Raw genomic sequence first — 14,382 nt, forward strand, 5'->3', positions numbered from 1 at the left:
GCGTCAGGCCCAGGTCCCGGTGCAGATCGCGCCCCCGCCGTCGGGTTCGGCCGCGCAGGTGGCGGCGCAGCGGCGCGAGGCGGTGGACGTGCCCGCGGCGCTGAAGCTGGGGCACCAGGCCCTGTCGTCGCAGAACGCCGTGGGCGCCACGCAGCAGTTCCAGCTGGTCCTGGCCCAGGACAAGAACAACGCGTCGGCGCTGACGGGGATGGGCGTGGTGAACTTCCTGCGCAACCAGCAGGTGGAGGCCCTCCGGTTCCTGGAGGCGGCGCGCGCGGTGGGCAACCAGCAGGCCCGGGCGGAGGCGTCCTTCTGGATGGCGTGCGTGCGGCGCGCGGACCGGCAGCCCAAGCCCGCCCAGGACGCGCTGCGGCGCGCGGTGAAGGAGGGCTGGTCACCGCCGGAAGGCAACGCGCTGGTGGACCGGGAGCTGCAGCGGCTGTCGGGTGAAGGCCCGCTGTTCGAGCAGCTGCTGAGGGAGGCGCGCGGTCGCAAGCGGGCCCAGGGTCGGGAGCCGCAAGGAGCTGGAAGCGTCAGCCCGTGACCGCGCCGACCCCCATGTCGAAACCCGTCCGGGTCTTCGGCAATTACGAGATCCTGTCGTTGCTGGGCAAGGGCGGCATGGCCGAGGTGTACCGCGCGCGCGTGCGCTCCGGGCCCCACGAGGGCTGGACGGTGGCGCTCAAGCGGCTGTTGCCCGCGCTCACCCGCGACCCGGCGTCGGTGGACCTCTTCGCGCGCGAGGCGCACCTGTCGCGCCAGTTGGATCACCCCAACATCGTGAAGGTGCTGGACGCGGGCATGTTGGAGGACGTGTCCTTCCTGGTGATGGAGCTGGTGGACGGGCGCGACCTGGGCCACATCCTGCGGCGCTGCAAGGCGCGCGGGATTCCGCTGCCCCTCGACTTCGCGGTGTACCTGGCCAAGGTGCTGCTGGAGGCGCTCGCGTACGCGCACACCGCCACCGGGCCGGACGGCGAGCCGCTGGGCATCGTCCACTGCGACGTGTCCCCGTCCAACCTGTTCATCTCCCGCGTGGGGGAGATCAAGCTGGGCGACTTCGGCGTGTCGCGCGTGCTGGTGGACGGCAAGCTCCAGGGCGGTGAGGTGCTGGGCAAGCCGTACTACCTGTCCCCGGAGTCGCTGCAGGGCGCGGTGACGCCGGAAGCGGACCTGTGGGCCGCGAGCGTCGTGCTCTACGAACTGCTCACGCTGGGGCGCCCCTTCGTCGGCACCACGCCCGAACAGGTCTTCGCGGGCATCCTGTCGCGCAACTACCGGCTCTTGAGCGCGGTGCGTCCGGACGTCCCCGAAGCGCTGGACGCGGTGCTCGCGCGTGCGTTCGCGGAGAACCCCGAGGACCGCTTCACGTCCGCGGAGGAGTACGCGCGCGCCCTGGCCCCGCACTACGACGAGCGCGTGGGCACGCCCCTGGCCATCGCGGCGGTGGTGCGCGGGCTGTTCGGCACCACCGACGAGGTGCCGTCAGTCCCGGAGCCGGAGCCCGCGCGCCCCGGCAACGGCGCCGAGTAGCCGGGCGGGCAGGGCCCCGGCGCGAGGCTCCCCGGACGGGAAGGGTCGCTGCGGCGTCCACCCCGGATGATGACCTTTCCTCCCGCCAGACATCCGAGGGAGGACAGCGATGGCGACCGAGCGGAAACAGCAGCAGGCCGAACAGGACAAGCCCGCGCGCGAGGCGAGCGAGGGTGAAGCGCGTCGTCCCCCGAAGGCCGACGAGGCCAAGGAGGGCATGCCCGGCTACGGCCAGCCCGACGAGGAAGTGCGCGAGGAGCGGCTGCCCGACCAGCAGTGGTAGGCGGCGGGGACCTCAGCCGACGGACGCCTCGGCCTCCAACGCGCGCACACGGGGGACGTGCGTGCACAGCGCCTCCACCACACGCGCCACCTCGGCGTCGGTGGTGGACGTGCCCAGGCTGAAGCGCAGGCTGCCGCGGGCCTGCGCGGGTGATAGGCCCATGGCGCGCAGCACGTGGGACGGGGACAGCGTTCCGGACGCGCAGGCCGCGCCCGACGACACGCAGATGCCCTCCAGGTCCAGGGCCATCAACAGCGCTTCGCCCTCGACGCCGTCGAAGCGCAGGTTGCTGGTGTTGGGCACGCGGGGGGCGCCCGCTCCATTCACCGTCACGCCAGTGAGGCGCGTGAGCACCTGCTGTTCGAACCCGTCGCGCAGCGCACCGACCCGCGTGGCGGTGGCGGACTGCTCGGTCGCGGCCAGCTCCAGCGCGAGGGCCAGCGCTTCGGCGTAGGGCACGTTCTGCGTGCCTCCGCGGCGGCCGCCCTCCTGGTGCCCCGGGGTGAGCGCGCGCACGTCCACGCCCTTGCGCACCACCAGCACGCCCACGCCCTGCGGCCCGCCGAACTTGTGCGCGGACAGCGAGAGCAGATCCGCGTCCACCTCGCGCAGCGTGAGCGGCACCTTGCCCGCGGCCTGCACGGCGTCGGTGTGGAAGAGGATGCCGCGCTGCCGACACGTGCGTGCGACCTCGGCCACCGGCTGCAGCACGCCCGTCTCGTTGTTCGCCCACATCAGCGAGCACAGCGCGGTGTCCGGGGTGAGCGCTTCCAGCACGGCCTCCAGCGGCACGCGGCCGTCGGGGGCAGGGGAGAGCCGCACCACCTGCGCGCCCTCGCGCTCCAGCCAGGTAAGGGCGCCGAGCAGCGCGGGGTGTTCCACCGTGGAGGCCACCACCCGGCGGCGCTCCTTCCCCGGGCGGGCGGCGTAGGCCCCCACCAGCGCGAGCGCGTCCGCCTCGCTGCCCGACGCGGTGAAGCAGACCTCCTTGGGCTCACAGCCGAGGAGCCGCGCCACCTTCGCCCGCGCCGCGTCCAGCCGACCGCGGGCCTCACGTCCACCGCCGTGCACGCTGGACGCGTTGCCGAAGCCGCCCTGCGTGAACGCCCGCGCGAGCAACGCGCCCACCTCCGGGCGCACCGGCGCGGCGGCGTTGTGATCCCAGTAGATCACGTGTCCTGAGCGGACAGCAGCGACACCGGCCGCTCCTCGGCGACGCCGAAGGCATCGAGGAAGCGCGCCACCAGGTCCCGCTTGAGCGCCTTGCGCTTGTTGGCGCTGCCGGACAGCGGCAGCCGCGCGCCCGCCATGCTGCCGTGGCCTCCGGACGAGCCGCCCAGGTCCTCGCACAGCTCGCGGATGAGGCGGCCCGCGTTCATGCGCCGGTCCTTCACCCGCAGGCTCAGGAAGAGCTGGTTGCGGAAGCTGCCGTACGCCAGGGACCACTTCGTCCCCTCGAGGAACATCATCCGCTCGGCGACCTCCGCCACCATGTCCGGGGAGTAGACCTCCTCCAGGTCGGTGATGATGGCGGTGCCGTAGACCTTGGCCTTCTCGATGGCCGTGTGGAAGAGCTGGAAGTAGCGGGCGGGCACCTCCGGGTGCTCGATCTGCCCCAGCAGCGATTTGTCACAGCGCGGGAACAGCCACAGGTAGCTGTCCACGTCCGTCTGGGTCGTCTCGCGGCCCAGGTCCCGCGTGTCCGCCTTGATGCCGTAGAAGAGCGCGGTGGCGACCTCCACGGAAGGCTCCAGCTGCGCGGCCCGCAGGTACTCCACCAGCATCGTGGAGGTGGCGCCAAAGTCGCCGCCCACGTCCGCGAAGGGCGCCAGCAGGCTCTCCTCGCGCAGCGGGTGGTGGTCCACCACGAGGTCGGCGCGCAGACGCGCGGGCAGCGAGTGGTTGCGCACCGGCGGCTGCGTGTCCACGAGGCCGAACAGGTCGTACTGCCCGAAGTCGATGGTGGACACGTGCGACACCGGCAACCGCAGCACCCGCACGAAGGCGATGTTCTCCGCCCGGCCGATGATGCCGCCGTAGCCCACATGGGCCTCCACCCCTGCCTTGCGCTCCAGCAGGTGGGCGAGCGAGACGGCCGCGGCGATGGAGTCCGGATCCGGGTTGTCATGCGTCAGGATGAGCGCCCGACGATGACCCTTGGCCACGCGCAGCAGACGGTCCAGCTTCTCTTTGGCGGGCAGGTTCGCCAAGCGCGCTGGCGGAGGCTCCGTGAGCTCGCCGCCAACGGGAAGCTGGGTGCGACGGCTCTGGAAGGAAGGGGTCACGGGCATGGGGGCTCTTCTTTTACTTCCTCCGGCACAGGGATTCGAGAAGTCGGATGTTCTCCCCATAACGTTCCGGAAAGGGTGTTTCCAATACCCCTATGGTGTCGACGAGGCGCGCATCCTTCACGCGGCAGCGAAAGGCCTTCAGGCCGATTGCTCCCTTGCCAGGTTCCCCGTGCCGGGCTCACGCATCCAGCAATGGATTCGTGAGCCCCGATGCGCACGGCGACTACTCGACGGTCTTGTACTTGCGGCCCAGGTCGCGGAAGTACTTCACGCCGTTGTCGAGCGAGTTCTCCATCGCGTCCATCAGCACCGTGCGGAAGATGGCCACCGGTCCCCGGAAGGACTCGTAGTAGCGCTGCCGGTCGATGGAGTGGATGACGGCGGGCATGTAGCCGTTGCGCAGCAGGATGAGGTTGCTGCACATGCGCCCCACCTTCCCGCTGTGCTCGGTGAAGGGGAAGATCTGCAGGAACTCGTGCTGCACCACCGCCGCCTGCTTGATGGGGTGGAACTCGCGGAACTCCGCGCTGGCGGTGTGGTCCACGAGCTTCTCCAGCCGGGCCTGGATCTTCGCCGGCTGGGTGATGTCGTGGAAGTAGGTGCGGTGCAGGGGCATGTCCTTGCGCAGCCCCGCGCGGTCGCGCTCCTTGGCCAGCTCCTTCTCCGTGCGCTCGCGACGCTCCATGCGCGCGCGTTCGGCGAGCGCCTCGGGCGTGTTGCCGAGGAAGAGGTCGTGCATCCGCTTGATGGTGGTGAGCGTCAGCGCGGACTGCTTCTTCGCGCCCACGGCCTCCTCACGGATGTAGTCCGCGACCGCCTTGTGGTTGCGGATCTCGAGCACGACCGGAATCATGGACGCTTCCGCGGCGGTGCGTGCCGGGAAGAGCGCGGCCATCAACTCCTGGTGCGTGTACACGACGCCTTCGAGCGCGGCGTCGTGGTAGATCCACGACATCTCGAATCGGTCGAGGAACTCGCGTGCGGGCTGCTTGTCCTTGTAGATGTCGAGGTACTCGCGCAGCTGCTCGTTCTTCTCGTCGATGTCTTGATAGCGTTCCTTCACGGACTGCGGCTCCTTCTCGCCCCGGCCCGCCCCGGGCGCTTTTTCTCAGAGGCTGCGCCAGGCGGGTACAACGGCACGCGGATTCTAGAAATTCCGCGAGGTTGGAACAATTAAAACCCGACTAGAGATTCACCAGGAACACTTCGCACGCCTGGTCGAGGAGGTCCTTGGAGAGGGCGGGGGGAATCTGCCGGTACCTCGCCGCGTCCCGGATGAGTGACACCAGGTCCCGGGGGTGGCACGAGCGCATCTCCATGCTGCGCGGCTTGTAGTAGTGCTCCACGAGGTAGGTGATGGCCTGGTCCACGTAGGGGATGCCCGCCGCCTCGCACACCCGGCGGAAGATCTCCCGGTAGGATTCTTCATCCGGATTGCCTACTTCGATCTTGTACTTGATCCGGCGCAGGAACGCCTCATCCACCAGCTCCTTGGGGTCCAGGTTGGTGGAGAAGACGAGGAGCTGATCGAAGGGGATCTCGAACTTCTTGCCCGTGTGGAGGGTGAGGAAGTCCACCCGCTTCTCCAGGGGGACGATCCACCGGTTGAGCAGGTCCGTGGGGTGGACCTTCTGGCGGCCGAAGTCGTCGATGAGGAGCATGCCGCCGTTGGCCTTCACCTGGAACGGCGCTTCGTAGAAGCGGGTGCTCTCCGAGTAGATGAGGTCGAGCGTTTCGAGCGTCAGCTCGCCGCCCACGACGACGGCGGGCCGGCGGCAGAGCAGCCAGCGCTTGTCCATCTCGAAGGTCTGCCGGCGGCCGCCCGCGCCCGAGGAGCCCACCTCCAGGGACACCGGGGTGTGGATGATCCGGTCGTAGACCTTGATGATCTGGTTGTCGATTTCGAGGCAGTGGGGGACGTACACCTCGCCGCCGAACATGTGGGAGATGGCCTCGGCGAGGCTCGTCTTGCCGTTGCCCGGGGGGCCGTAGAGGAAGAGCGAGCGGCCGGAGTTCACCGCCGGGCCCAGCTTGTCCATCAGCTCCGCGGAGACGGTGAGATGGCCCAGGGCCATCACCAGGTCCTCCTGGCCCACGACGGGGGTCTCCTCCGTCTGGCTGCTGATGAGGGCGTTGTACTGCTCGATGGGGACGGGGGCGGCGCCCACGTAGGTGGAGCGGGTGAGGGCGTCGCGGGCGTACTCGCGGCCCTTCTCCGTGAGGGCGAACTCCACGGACGCGCGGCCAAAGCCCTTGCCGCCCCGGAGGTCCACGAGCTTCTCCGTGGCGAGGAAGTCCACCACGTGCTCGACGACGCCGGACCACGGCAGGCACATGCTCTCCGCGATGGCCATGCCCGTGCCGGTGCCGGCGTAGTAGAGGAACTTGAGGCCCAGGTCGGCCAAGAGGCCAATCTTCAGCCCGGTGTCCTCCAGCGACTTCGGCTCCGGGGGAGCGATGTCGAGGACGGACGGGTTCTCCAACTTGAACGGATTGTCTTCGTACGCGTACCCGGCGGGAGGCATCGGGTACGGGTTCTACCCGATTCCCCCGTCCGCCGGGATGTCACGTCAGTCGAGTGTTCTCAAACGTAGGTCAGCCAGTCCGCATAGCGGTCGTCCTGGCCCCGGACGACGCGGAAGTAGGTGTCCTGGACGAACTTGCCGATGGGACCGGGCTTGCCCTCGCCCACCTGGCGGTTGTCCACCTCGCGCACGGGGGTGATCTCCGCGGCGGTGCCGGTGAAGAAGATCTCGTTGCAGATGTAGAGGGCGTCGCGGGTGAACGTCACCTCCTCCACGGTGCGGCCGCTGTCGCGCAGCAGCTTGAGCACGGTGTCGCGGGTGATGCCGTCGAGGATGGGCGAGGAGAGGGGCGGCGTCTTGATGACGCCCTTCTTGTTCACCATGAAGATGTTCTCGCCGGATGCCTCCGCGACGAAGCCGCTGATGTCCAGGAGGATGGCCTCGTCGTAGCCGGCGAGCACCGCCTCGCGCTTGGCGAGGATGGAGTTGACGTACTGGCCGGTGATCTTCCCGCGCACCATGTTCACGTTCACGTGCATGCGCGTGAAGGAGCTGACCTTGGCGCGGATGCCCTCGCGGATGCCCTTGTCGCCCAGGTACGCGCCCCAGTCCCAGGCGGTGACGGCCACGCGGGTGGGGTTCACCGCGCCCAGGCCCATGGCGCCATCACCCATGAAGGCCACCGGGCGCAGGTAGGCGCCGTTGGCGAACAGGTGCTTCTGCTGGCGCAGGAGATCCAGCGTCGCCTCCACCAGTTGGTCCTCGGTGTAGGGGATGTGCAGCATGATGATGTGCGCGGAGTCGAGCAGGCGCTGGATGTGCTCGCGCAGCCGGAAGACGGCGAGCCGGCCATCGTGGGTCTTGTAGGCGCGGATGCCCTCGAAGACGCCCAGGCCGTAGTGGAGGGCGTGCGTCATGACGTGCACGTTGCCTTCGTCCCACTTCACCAGCTTCCCATCGAGCCAGATGTGTTCGGCGCGCAGCACGGAGGATGAGGTCGAGCTCATCGGGAAGTTCCTTCGTCGGGCAATGGGTGGGACGGCTTGAGGACTTCTATCCAGGCCCACCGGGGAGGCAAAGCGCGAAACGCCGGGGGCCGTCCGAACGGTCCCTGGCCTGACGCTCGCGCGATGTGCCGGCAGCCCGAGTCGCCCCGCGTCAGGCCTGGGCGATCTGCGGCAGGTTGGCGCGGGCCTTCTCGATGTCGCCCTCGTACTTGAGGACGAGGTTGAGTGTGGCGGCCACGACATCCGCCGTGAGCGATTCGGCGTTGAGCAGCGCGAGGCTCTGGGCCCAGTCCAGCGTCTCGCTGATGGACGGGGCCTTCTTGAGGTCGAGCGCGCGGATGGCGGCCACGGCCTCCACCACCTGCTCGGCCAGCACCTGGGAGACCTCCGGCAGGCGCGAGCGGACGATGCGCAGCTCGCGCTCGCGGTCCGGGAAGTCGATGTGCAGGTGCAGGCAGCGGCGCTTGAGAGCGTCCGACAGCTCGCGGGCGTTGTTGCTGGTGAGGATGACGCGCGGGATGTGCTTCGCCTTGATGGTGCCCAGCTCCGGCACCGTGACAGCGTTGTCAGAGAGCACTTCCAGGAGGAAGGCCTCGAACTCCGGATCCGCCTTGTCGATCTCATCCACCAGCAGCAGCGACGGCGTATCGGACAGCTGCGCCTGGAGGATGGGGCGGGGCAAGAGGAATCGCTCGGAGAAGAACACCGCGTCGCCCGACGCCAGCCGGTCCGCGGCCTCCGCCAGCGTCTTGGTGCCCTGGGTCATCTCCCCGATCTTGTCCTTGAGGAGCTGGGTGTAGAGCAGCTGCTTGGCGTACTCCCACTCGTAGAGGGCCTTGGCCTCGTCCAGGCCCTCGTAGCACTGGAGGCGGATGAAGCCGCGGTCCAGCGCCAGGGCCAGGGCGCGCGCGAGCTCCGTCTTGCCGACGCCGGCGGGGCCCTCCACCAGGATGGGCTTGTTCATCCGGTCCGCCAGGAACACCGCGGTGGCGATCTCCGGGGAGGACAGGTAGCCCACCGCCTCCAGACGGCGCGCCGCGTCCTCCACGCTGGTGAAGGAGCGAATCGCGGGCGTCAGGTCAGGAGGGCTCACACCCGTCAACTTAACCGACGGACTTCCGACGACTGCGGCAAAAATGCCAGGGTTGTGGGGATGGCGGCCGCACCCTTGAGCCCCTGTGGAGCTGCAACCCCCCGGAATCAGAGTGCGTAAATATTTTCGCACCCTGGGCACGCACCGTGCATCTCAGTGGCGCAATTCAGGACACGAACGAGGTCGCGGGTCATGTGGGCGTTGTTGAAGATGGCGATGGCGGTGGTGGTGGTGGTGATGCCGGGAGGTTTCCCCCTCGTGCTGGCCTACATCGCGACGCGGACGCTGCTGGAGCGCTGGCGGGTGGCCCAGGCGCAGGCCCGGGAAGAAGGGCGTCCGGTGTCGGTGCGGGACGTGGTGGGCTCGCTGCACTTCCGCGACCTCATCCGTGAGGCCCGGGCCGTGACAGCGCTGTAGTCGGGGAGGCGCCCGGCTCGAAGCCGGGCTTGAGCTGACGAACGAAGGGCCCGGCACCCCCTGGGGAGCGCGCGGGCCCTCGTCATTTCCAGACCGCGGGAAGGCTACTTGTCGAGCTCGTCGACGAGCGCCGTCCAGTCGTCCTCGCCCTCGGGGGCGGTGGGCAGCTGCATCATCACGGTGCGCTCCGGGGCGTCCTCGTCATCGCCCAGGGCCGGCACGGGGGCCGGGGTCGGGGCGGCCTTCTTCCCGGCAGGCTTGGCGGCGGCCTTGGCCGGGGGCTTGGCGGCGGCCGGGATGACCGGGTTCGCCTGGGCCGTCACGGCCAGGTGCTCGTCCTGCGCCGCGGGCTTCGCGGCGGGAGCGGCGGCGGCAGGGGCCTTGCTCTTGTAGCGGGCCAGCTCCAGCTCGGCGACCTTGAGCGCCTTGCTCTTCTCCTGGACGGACGTCTGGAGGCGGGCGACCTCCTGGGCCTTGATGGCCTCGCGGCGCTCCAGCTCCGCCTTCTGCTTGGCGTTGAGGTCGTCCAGCTCCTTGAGCTGGCGGGCCTCCAGGTCCTTGCGCTCCTTCTGCGCGGTGGCGAGCCGGGCGGCGGACTCGTTGGCCTTCGACTCGGCGGCGGTGACGCGGGCGGTGAGTTCCTTCTCCGCGCGGCTCCGGGCGCTCTGGGCGTTCTCCAGCGCGAGCTCCAGGTCCTGGGCCTTCTTGGTGCGGGCCTGGAGCTGGGCCTGGGCGTCCTTGAGCTTCGCGTCCGTGTCGGCCGCGAACTTCTGGGCCTCCTGGGCGAGCTGCGCGATGCGCTGGTCCGCCTTCGCCAGCTTCGCGGCCAGGTCGTCGGACTGCTTCTTCGCCTCGGCGGCGGCGGCCTGGGCCTGCTGGGCCTGCTGTTGCGCCTGGGCCTGGGCCTGCTGGAGCTGTCCGGCCAGTCCGTCGCGCTCGCTGGCGAGCTTCTTCTGGGACTGGCTGGCCTGCTGGAGCTGGCCGTCGCGGTCGGCGATGGCCTTGCGCGCCCCGTCCAGGTCGTTGGAGACGGCGGTGAGCTGCTGGCCCAGCGCGTCCGCCTGCTTCTTCGCCTCGGCGGCCTGGGTCTGCAGCTGGCCCTCGAGCGCCTTCACCTGGTCGGTGCGGGTGGCGACCTCGCGGTTGAGCACCTCCGCCTGACGCATCTTCTCCTGCGTCACGTGGGTGAGCTTGCGCAGGGTGTCCGAGAGCTCCTTGCCCTTGGTGTCCACCTCGTTCTGCAGCAGCTCCTCGCGGCGCTGGGACTCGTGCGTGAGCGTCTGGAAGCGGTCTTCCAGGTCGTGCCGCGCGTCCTCCGTCTGCGCGAGCGTGGAGGACAGCTGCGTGACTTCCGCCACGCGCGCGCCCAGCTCGTGCTTGGTGACGATGAGCTGTTCGGCCAGCTCTTCACCGTTCGCCTGCGCGTCGGCGAGCTGGCGGTTCAGCTCCGCCTGGGCGGAGGCCGCCTGCTGGCGGGCCTGGGCGTGGGCCTGCTCCTCGCGGGCCAGGGCGCCCTGGGTGTCGGCGAGCTGGCCCTGGGTGTCGGCGAGCTGCTGCGACGTGGTGTTGAGCTCCGCGAACAGCCCGTCGCGCTCGGTGGTGAGCGCGGCGATCTGCGCGGTGGTCTCCTCCGCGAGCCTCGCGTGCGCGCCGCGTTCGGCGTCATACAGGCCCTGCGTCTCGGACAGGTCCGCGCGCAGCTGGCCGATCTGGCCGGTGAGGTCCTGCTCCAGCGCGTCCTTGGCCTCGCCGAGCGCCTGCAGCTCCACGATGCGCGTGTCGCGCTCCTGCGTGGTGCGCGCGAGGAGGGCGTTGGTGTCCTGGAGGACGTCGCGCGTCTCGTTCAGCTCCGCGTCCAGCTCGTCGCGGTGCGTGGTCGTCTTCAGCAGCTCCGCGCGCGTCGACTCCAGCGTGTCCTGGGTCTGCGTGAGCGTCTGGCTCGTGGCCTCCAGCTCGCCGCGCGTCTCCGCGAGGGTGCCTTCGGTGCTGGAGAGCGTCGCCTGCGTGTCGGCGAGCGTGGCCTCCGTGCGCGAAAGCGTGCCCTGCGTGTCCGCGAGGGTCGCCTCGGTGCGCGCGAGCGTCTGGCTCGTCGCTTCCAGCTCACCCTGGGTGGAGGCGAGCGTCTCCTCCGTCTGCGCGAGCCGCGTCTGCGTGTCGGACAGGGTCTGGCTGGTGGCTTCCAGCTCGCCGCGCGTCTCCGCGAGCGTGCCTTCCGTGCTGGAGAGCGTCGCCTGCGTGTCCGCGAGGGTCTGGCTCGTGGCCTCCAGCTCGCCGCGCGTGGTGGAGAGCGTCTCCTCCGTCTGCGCGAGCCGGGACTGCGTGTCCGTCAGGGTCTGGCTCGTCGCCTCCAGCTCGCCGCGCGTCTCCGCGAGGGTGCCTTCGGTGCTGGAGAGCGTCGCCTGCGTGTCGGCGAGCGTGGCCTCCGTGCGCGAAAGCGTGCCCTGCGTGTCCGCGAGGGTGGCCTCGGTGCTCGCCAGCGTCTGGCTGGTGGCCTCCAGCTCGCCGCGGGTGGAGGAGAGGGTCTCCTCGGTCTGCGTCAGGCGCGTCTGCGTCTCGGAGAGCTGCTGGCTCGTGGCCTCCAGCTCGCCGCGCGTCTCCGCGAGCGTGCCCTCCGTGTTGGAGAGCGTCGTCTGCGTCTCGGAGAGCTGCTGGCTGGTGGCTTCCAGCTCGCCGCGGGTCTCCGCGAGGGTGGCCTCCGTGCTGGAGAGGGTGCCTTGCGTCTCCGCGAGCTGCTGGCTCGTGGCCTCCAGGTTCCCGGTCAGCTCGGAGATGCGCGAGTCGCGCTCGGCCACGTCCGACTGCAGGCCTTCGATGGTGCTGTCGCGCTGGGCGACGGTGTCCTCCAGCGAGGCCACGCGCGCCGAGAGCTGTTCGCCCTGGCGCTGGGCGGCGTCGAGCTGCTCGCTGAGCGCCTGGATCTGACCGGTGAGGTCCGCCTCCAGGGCGTCCTTCGCCGCGCGCAGGTCCTCGAGCTGGCTGGTGAGATCCTGCTCCAGCGCGTCCTTGGCCTGCTGGAGCGCCTGGAGCTCGGCGGACAGCTCCGTCTCGCGGTCCTCCAGGTGCGTCTTGACGGCCTCGACCTCGCCCTCCAGCTCACCGATGCGCTCACGGTGCTGCTGGATGGTGGCGTTGAGCTCCGCCTCGCTGTTCTCGTTGCGGGCGATGGTCTCCTGCAGCTCGCGGTCGAGCGTCAGGAGCTTCGCGTCGCGCTCTTCCACGCGCTGCGTGAGGTCCGCTTCCTGCTCGTCCTTGTCCAGCTTGAGCTGGTCGCGCTCGCTGGTGACGCGCGCGATGTCCGACTCCAGGTCCGCCACCTGCTGCGTGAGGCGCTGCTCCAGCGCGGCACGCTCGGCGTTGAGGCGTTCGATCTCCGCGTCGGAGCGGCTGGCGTGCTCCTCCGCGGTGGTGGCCCGGGCCTCCAGGCCGCGCACGGTGGCGTCGCGCTCCTGCTCCGTCTGGGACAGGCGCTCCTGGAGGGCCTGGAGCTCGCCGTCCAGCTCGGCGTAGCGCTGGTCGCGCTCGCTGACGGTGCGGCCCAGCTCGGACTCGAACTGGTCGCCGCGCTCGCGCAGCTGGAGGATCTCCGCCTCGTTGGCGCGCACCGTGTCCTGGAGCTTCTGCTCCTTGACCTCGAACTCCAGCGTGACGACGCCGAGGTGCTTCTCCAGCTTGTCGTACTCGTTGCGGGAGTTCTCCAGGTCCGTGCCGCGCCGGGCCAGCTCCTCGTCGCGGAGGTTGACCTCCTTGCGCAGGACGTTGATGTCCTTTTCCTTGGAGGCGACGACCTCGATGAGGTCCTTCTCCGAGGAGAACTTCTGCAGGAGCAGGTCGTCCACGGTGGCGCCGTGCTCGCGCTCCTTCTGGACGATGGATTGCTGGGCGTCGTTGAAGCGCCTGAGCAGGTCATCCACCTGCATCTTCAGGCCCTGCAGCTCCACGTCCTTCTCGTGGAGCCGGTCCTCGACGGACAGCAGCTCCCGCTCACGGACGCTCCAGATCTCCGACAGGCGCGCGAGCTGCGCTTCGCGCGTCTTCAGCTCGTCCCGGAGGATCTGGATCTTCCCCTCGGGCGTGCCCATCAGCTCGCGGCGCGGGGGTGGGCGCTTGAGCTGGCGCGACTCCGCCAGCAGCTCCGCCTTCCGGTCCGCGATGGACGAGAAGGCCCGGTCCATGAAGGTCTTGTCCTCGTCCGTCATCGCGCTGCGGCGCTCGCGCTTGGGCAGCTTGGGCGGAGCGCCGGTGCGGACACCGGGCATGGGCGGCGGGGCTTCACGCGGTGCGCCAGAGAGGGCGGCGTCCAGGTCCGCGTCCGTCTCGTCGGTGCCGGGCGGGACGATGCCCGCGCTCATCGAGGCCAGCTCTCCCATCTCGAAGGGGATGACGAGGTAGCCGTCCGCGGCGGCCGGCGTCTCACGGTGTTTGTTCAGACCCTCCACGCCGGAGTCGGAGGAGAGCAGCAGGACCTTGAGGTTCTGGCCCCACTTGCCCTTCTTGATCTGACCACAGAGGGCGAAGCCGGACTGGTCCGGCAGCTCCGCCCGGACGACGACCAGGTCGGGTCGGCGTTTCTCCAGCTCCCGCTGCGCATCTGACGCAGTGGTAGCCATGGCCGTGTTGTAGCCCGCGCTCTTGAGCACGGAGGCCATGCTGAGTGCGAAGTCGTTCTGGCTTTCGACGATGAGGACGCGACGCTCCATGAAGCCCTTCACCCAGCAAAAAGTGCAGTGAAAACCGCCACATCCTATCGGGCGGGCGCGAGGCTTGGAAAGTTTCCGAGCGGCGCTCGGTCGCCTGCCTCACGTGTTCTTGTTGCGAACCGCTCCCTGGCCGACAGGCGAGGCCGGCCCGGGGGGCTCGGCGGTCTCCGGCTCCCTCCCGGGGAAGTTGGTGGGAGGGGTGTGCCGGGCGAACCGGGCACCTTCCGGGGGACAATACCCGTGCGCGAGCTGCGCGAACCACGGGTTGAGGGTGGATCCCGGCGGCGCTGGCGGGGGGCCTTCGTCCTCGCTGTCCTCCACCGGTTCGACGTCCGCGGCCTCCACGGCGAGCGTCGGCGTCGTGGACCTCGTCGCTGCTGATCTCCTCCGGCTCCTCCAGCGCCGCGCTGGCGTTGGAAGGGGTCTGGCTGCCGTCGTCGTCCAGGGACTGGGCCTCGTCGGCGGCGATCTCCTCGGGCTCGTCGTCCGTGGGGGCGGGCGCGGAAGGCCTCAGGACCGGAGGCGCCTGCCGGGCC

General features: G+C 69.9%; 11 protein-coding genes. 4 read left to right on the plus strand and 7 right to left on the minus strand.

The features are described from left to right. From D7V93_RS45075 to D7V93_RS45885, 3 genes are all read left to right on the plus strand, one after another. A partial coding sequence (locus D7V93_RS45075) for a tetratricopeptide repeat protein (protein ID WP_372338334.1) occupies positions 1 to 544 on the plus strand: 544 nt, incomplete at its 5' end. Between the two features lie 14 nt (positions 545 to 558). After that, on the plus strand, positions 559 to 1,533 hold the full coding sequence (locus D7V93_RS22005) for a serine/threonine-protein kinase (RefSeq protein ID WP_120645291.1): 975 nt from the start codon (positions 559 to 561) through the stop codon (positions 1,531 to 1,533). Between the two features lie 109 nt (positions 1,534 to 1,642). After that, positions 1,643 to 1,816 (plus strand): hypothetical protein, encoded by a 174-nt coding sequence (locus tag D7V93_RS45885; protein WP_167509484.1) that lies wholly within the window; start codon positions 1,643 to 1,645, stop codon positions 1,814 to 1,816. A 12-nt stretch (positions 1,817 to 1,828) separates the two neighbouring features. On the opposite strand, the gene D7V93_RS22010 is transcribed toward D7V93_RS45885, so the two are convergent. The 6 genes from D7V93_RS22010 to D7V93_RS22040 form a co-directional block, all read right to left on the minus strand. Then, a complete protein-coding gene (locus tag D7V93_RS22010) occupies positions 1,829 to 2,989 on the minus strand; it encodes a cysteine desulfurase family protein (RefSeq protein WP_120645285.1) in 1,161 nt (386 codons plus the stop codon). Beyond that, entirely contained in the window at positions 2,986 to 4,107 is a 1,122-nt protein-coding gene (locus D7V93_RS22015; RefSeq protein WP_120645286.1) for a DHH family phosphoesterase, read from the minus strand. Before D7V93_RS22015 ends, D7V93_RS22010 begins: the two co-directional genes overlap by 4 nt. Before the next feature lie 223 nt (positions 4,108 to 4,330). Further along, entirely contained in the window at positions 4,331 to 5,170 is an 840-nt protein-coding gene (locus tag D7V93_RS22025) for a Fic family protein (RefSeq protein ID WP_120612867.1), read from the minus strand. 121 nt (positions 5,171 to 5,291) lie between these two features. Next, positions 5,292 to 6,632, minus strand: coding sequence for a DUF8689 domain-containing protein (locus D7V93_RS22030; RefSeq protein WP_120645287.1), 1,341 nt, complete (start codon positions 6,630 to 6,632; stop codon positions 5,292 to 5,294). A gap of 59 nt (positions 6,633 to 6,691) precedes the next feature. Beyond that, on the minus strand, positions 6,692 to 7,639 hold the full coding sequence (locus tag D7V93_RS22035) for a branched-chain amino acid transaminase (RefSeq protein WP_120645288.1): 948 nt from the start codon (positions 7,637 to 7,639) through the stop codon (positions 6,692 to 6,694). A 151-nt stretch (positions 7,640 to 7,790) separates the two neighbouring features. Then, the gene (locus tag D7V93_RS22040; protein WP_120645289.1) at positions 7,791 to 8,732 is read right to left on the minus strand and encodes an AAA family ATPase; all 942 of its coding nucleotides are present in this window, start codon (positions 8,730 to 8,732) and stop codon (positions 7,791 to 7,793) included. A 192-nt stretch (positions 8,733 to 8,924) separates the two neighbouring features. Here D7V93_RS22040 and D7V93_RS22045 point away from each other — a divergent pair, with 192 nt between their 5' ends. Further along, on the plus strand, positions 8,925 to 9,149 hold the full coding sequence (locus D7V93_RS22045) for a hypothetical protein (protein WP_120645290.1): 225 nt from the start codon (positions 8,925 to 8,927) through the stop codon (positions 9,147 to 9,149). A 104-nt stretch (positions 9,150 to 9,253) separates the two neighbouring features. Here D7V93_RS22045 and D7V93_RS22050 read toward each other — a convergent pair whose 3' ends face one another. Continuing rightward, positions 9,254 to 13,846 carry a response regulator gene (locus D7V93_RS22050; protein ID WP_120645292.1) on the minus strand — a complete coding sequence of 1,531 codons (4,593 nt, stop codon included), beginning with the start codon at positions 13,844 to 13,846 and terminating at the stop codon, positions 9,254 to 9,256. Between the last annotated feature and the right edge of the window lie 536 nt (positions 13,847 to 14,382).

It is taken from the genome of Corallococcus llansteffanensis (assembly GCF_003612055.1).
Lineage (GTDB): Bacteria > Myxococcota > Myxococcia > Myxococcales > Myxococcaceae > Corallococcus > Corallococcus llansteffanensis.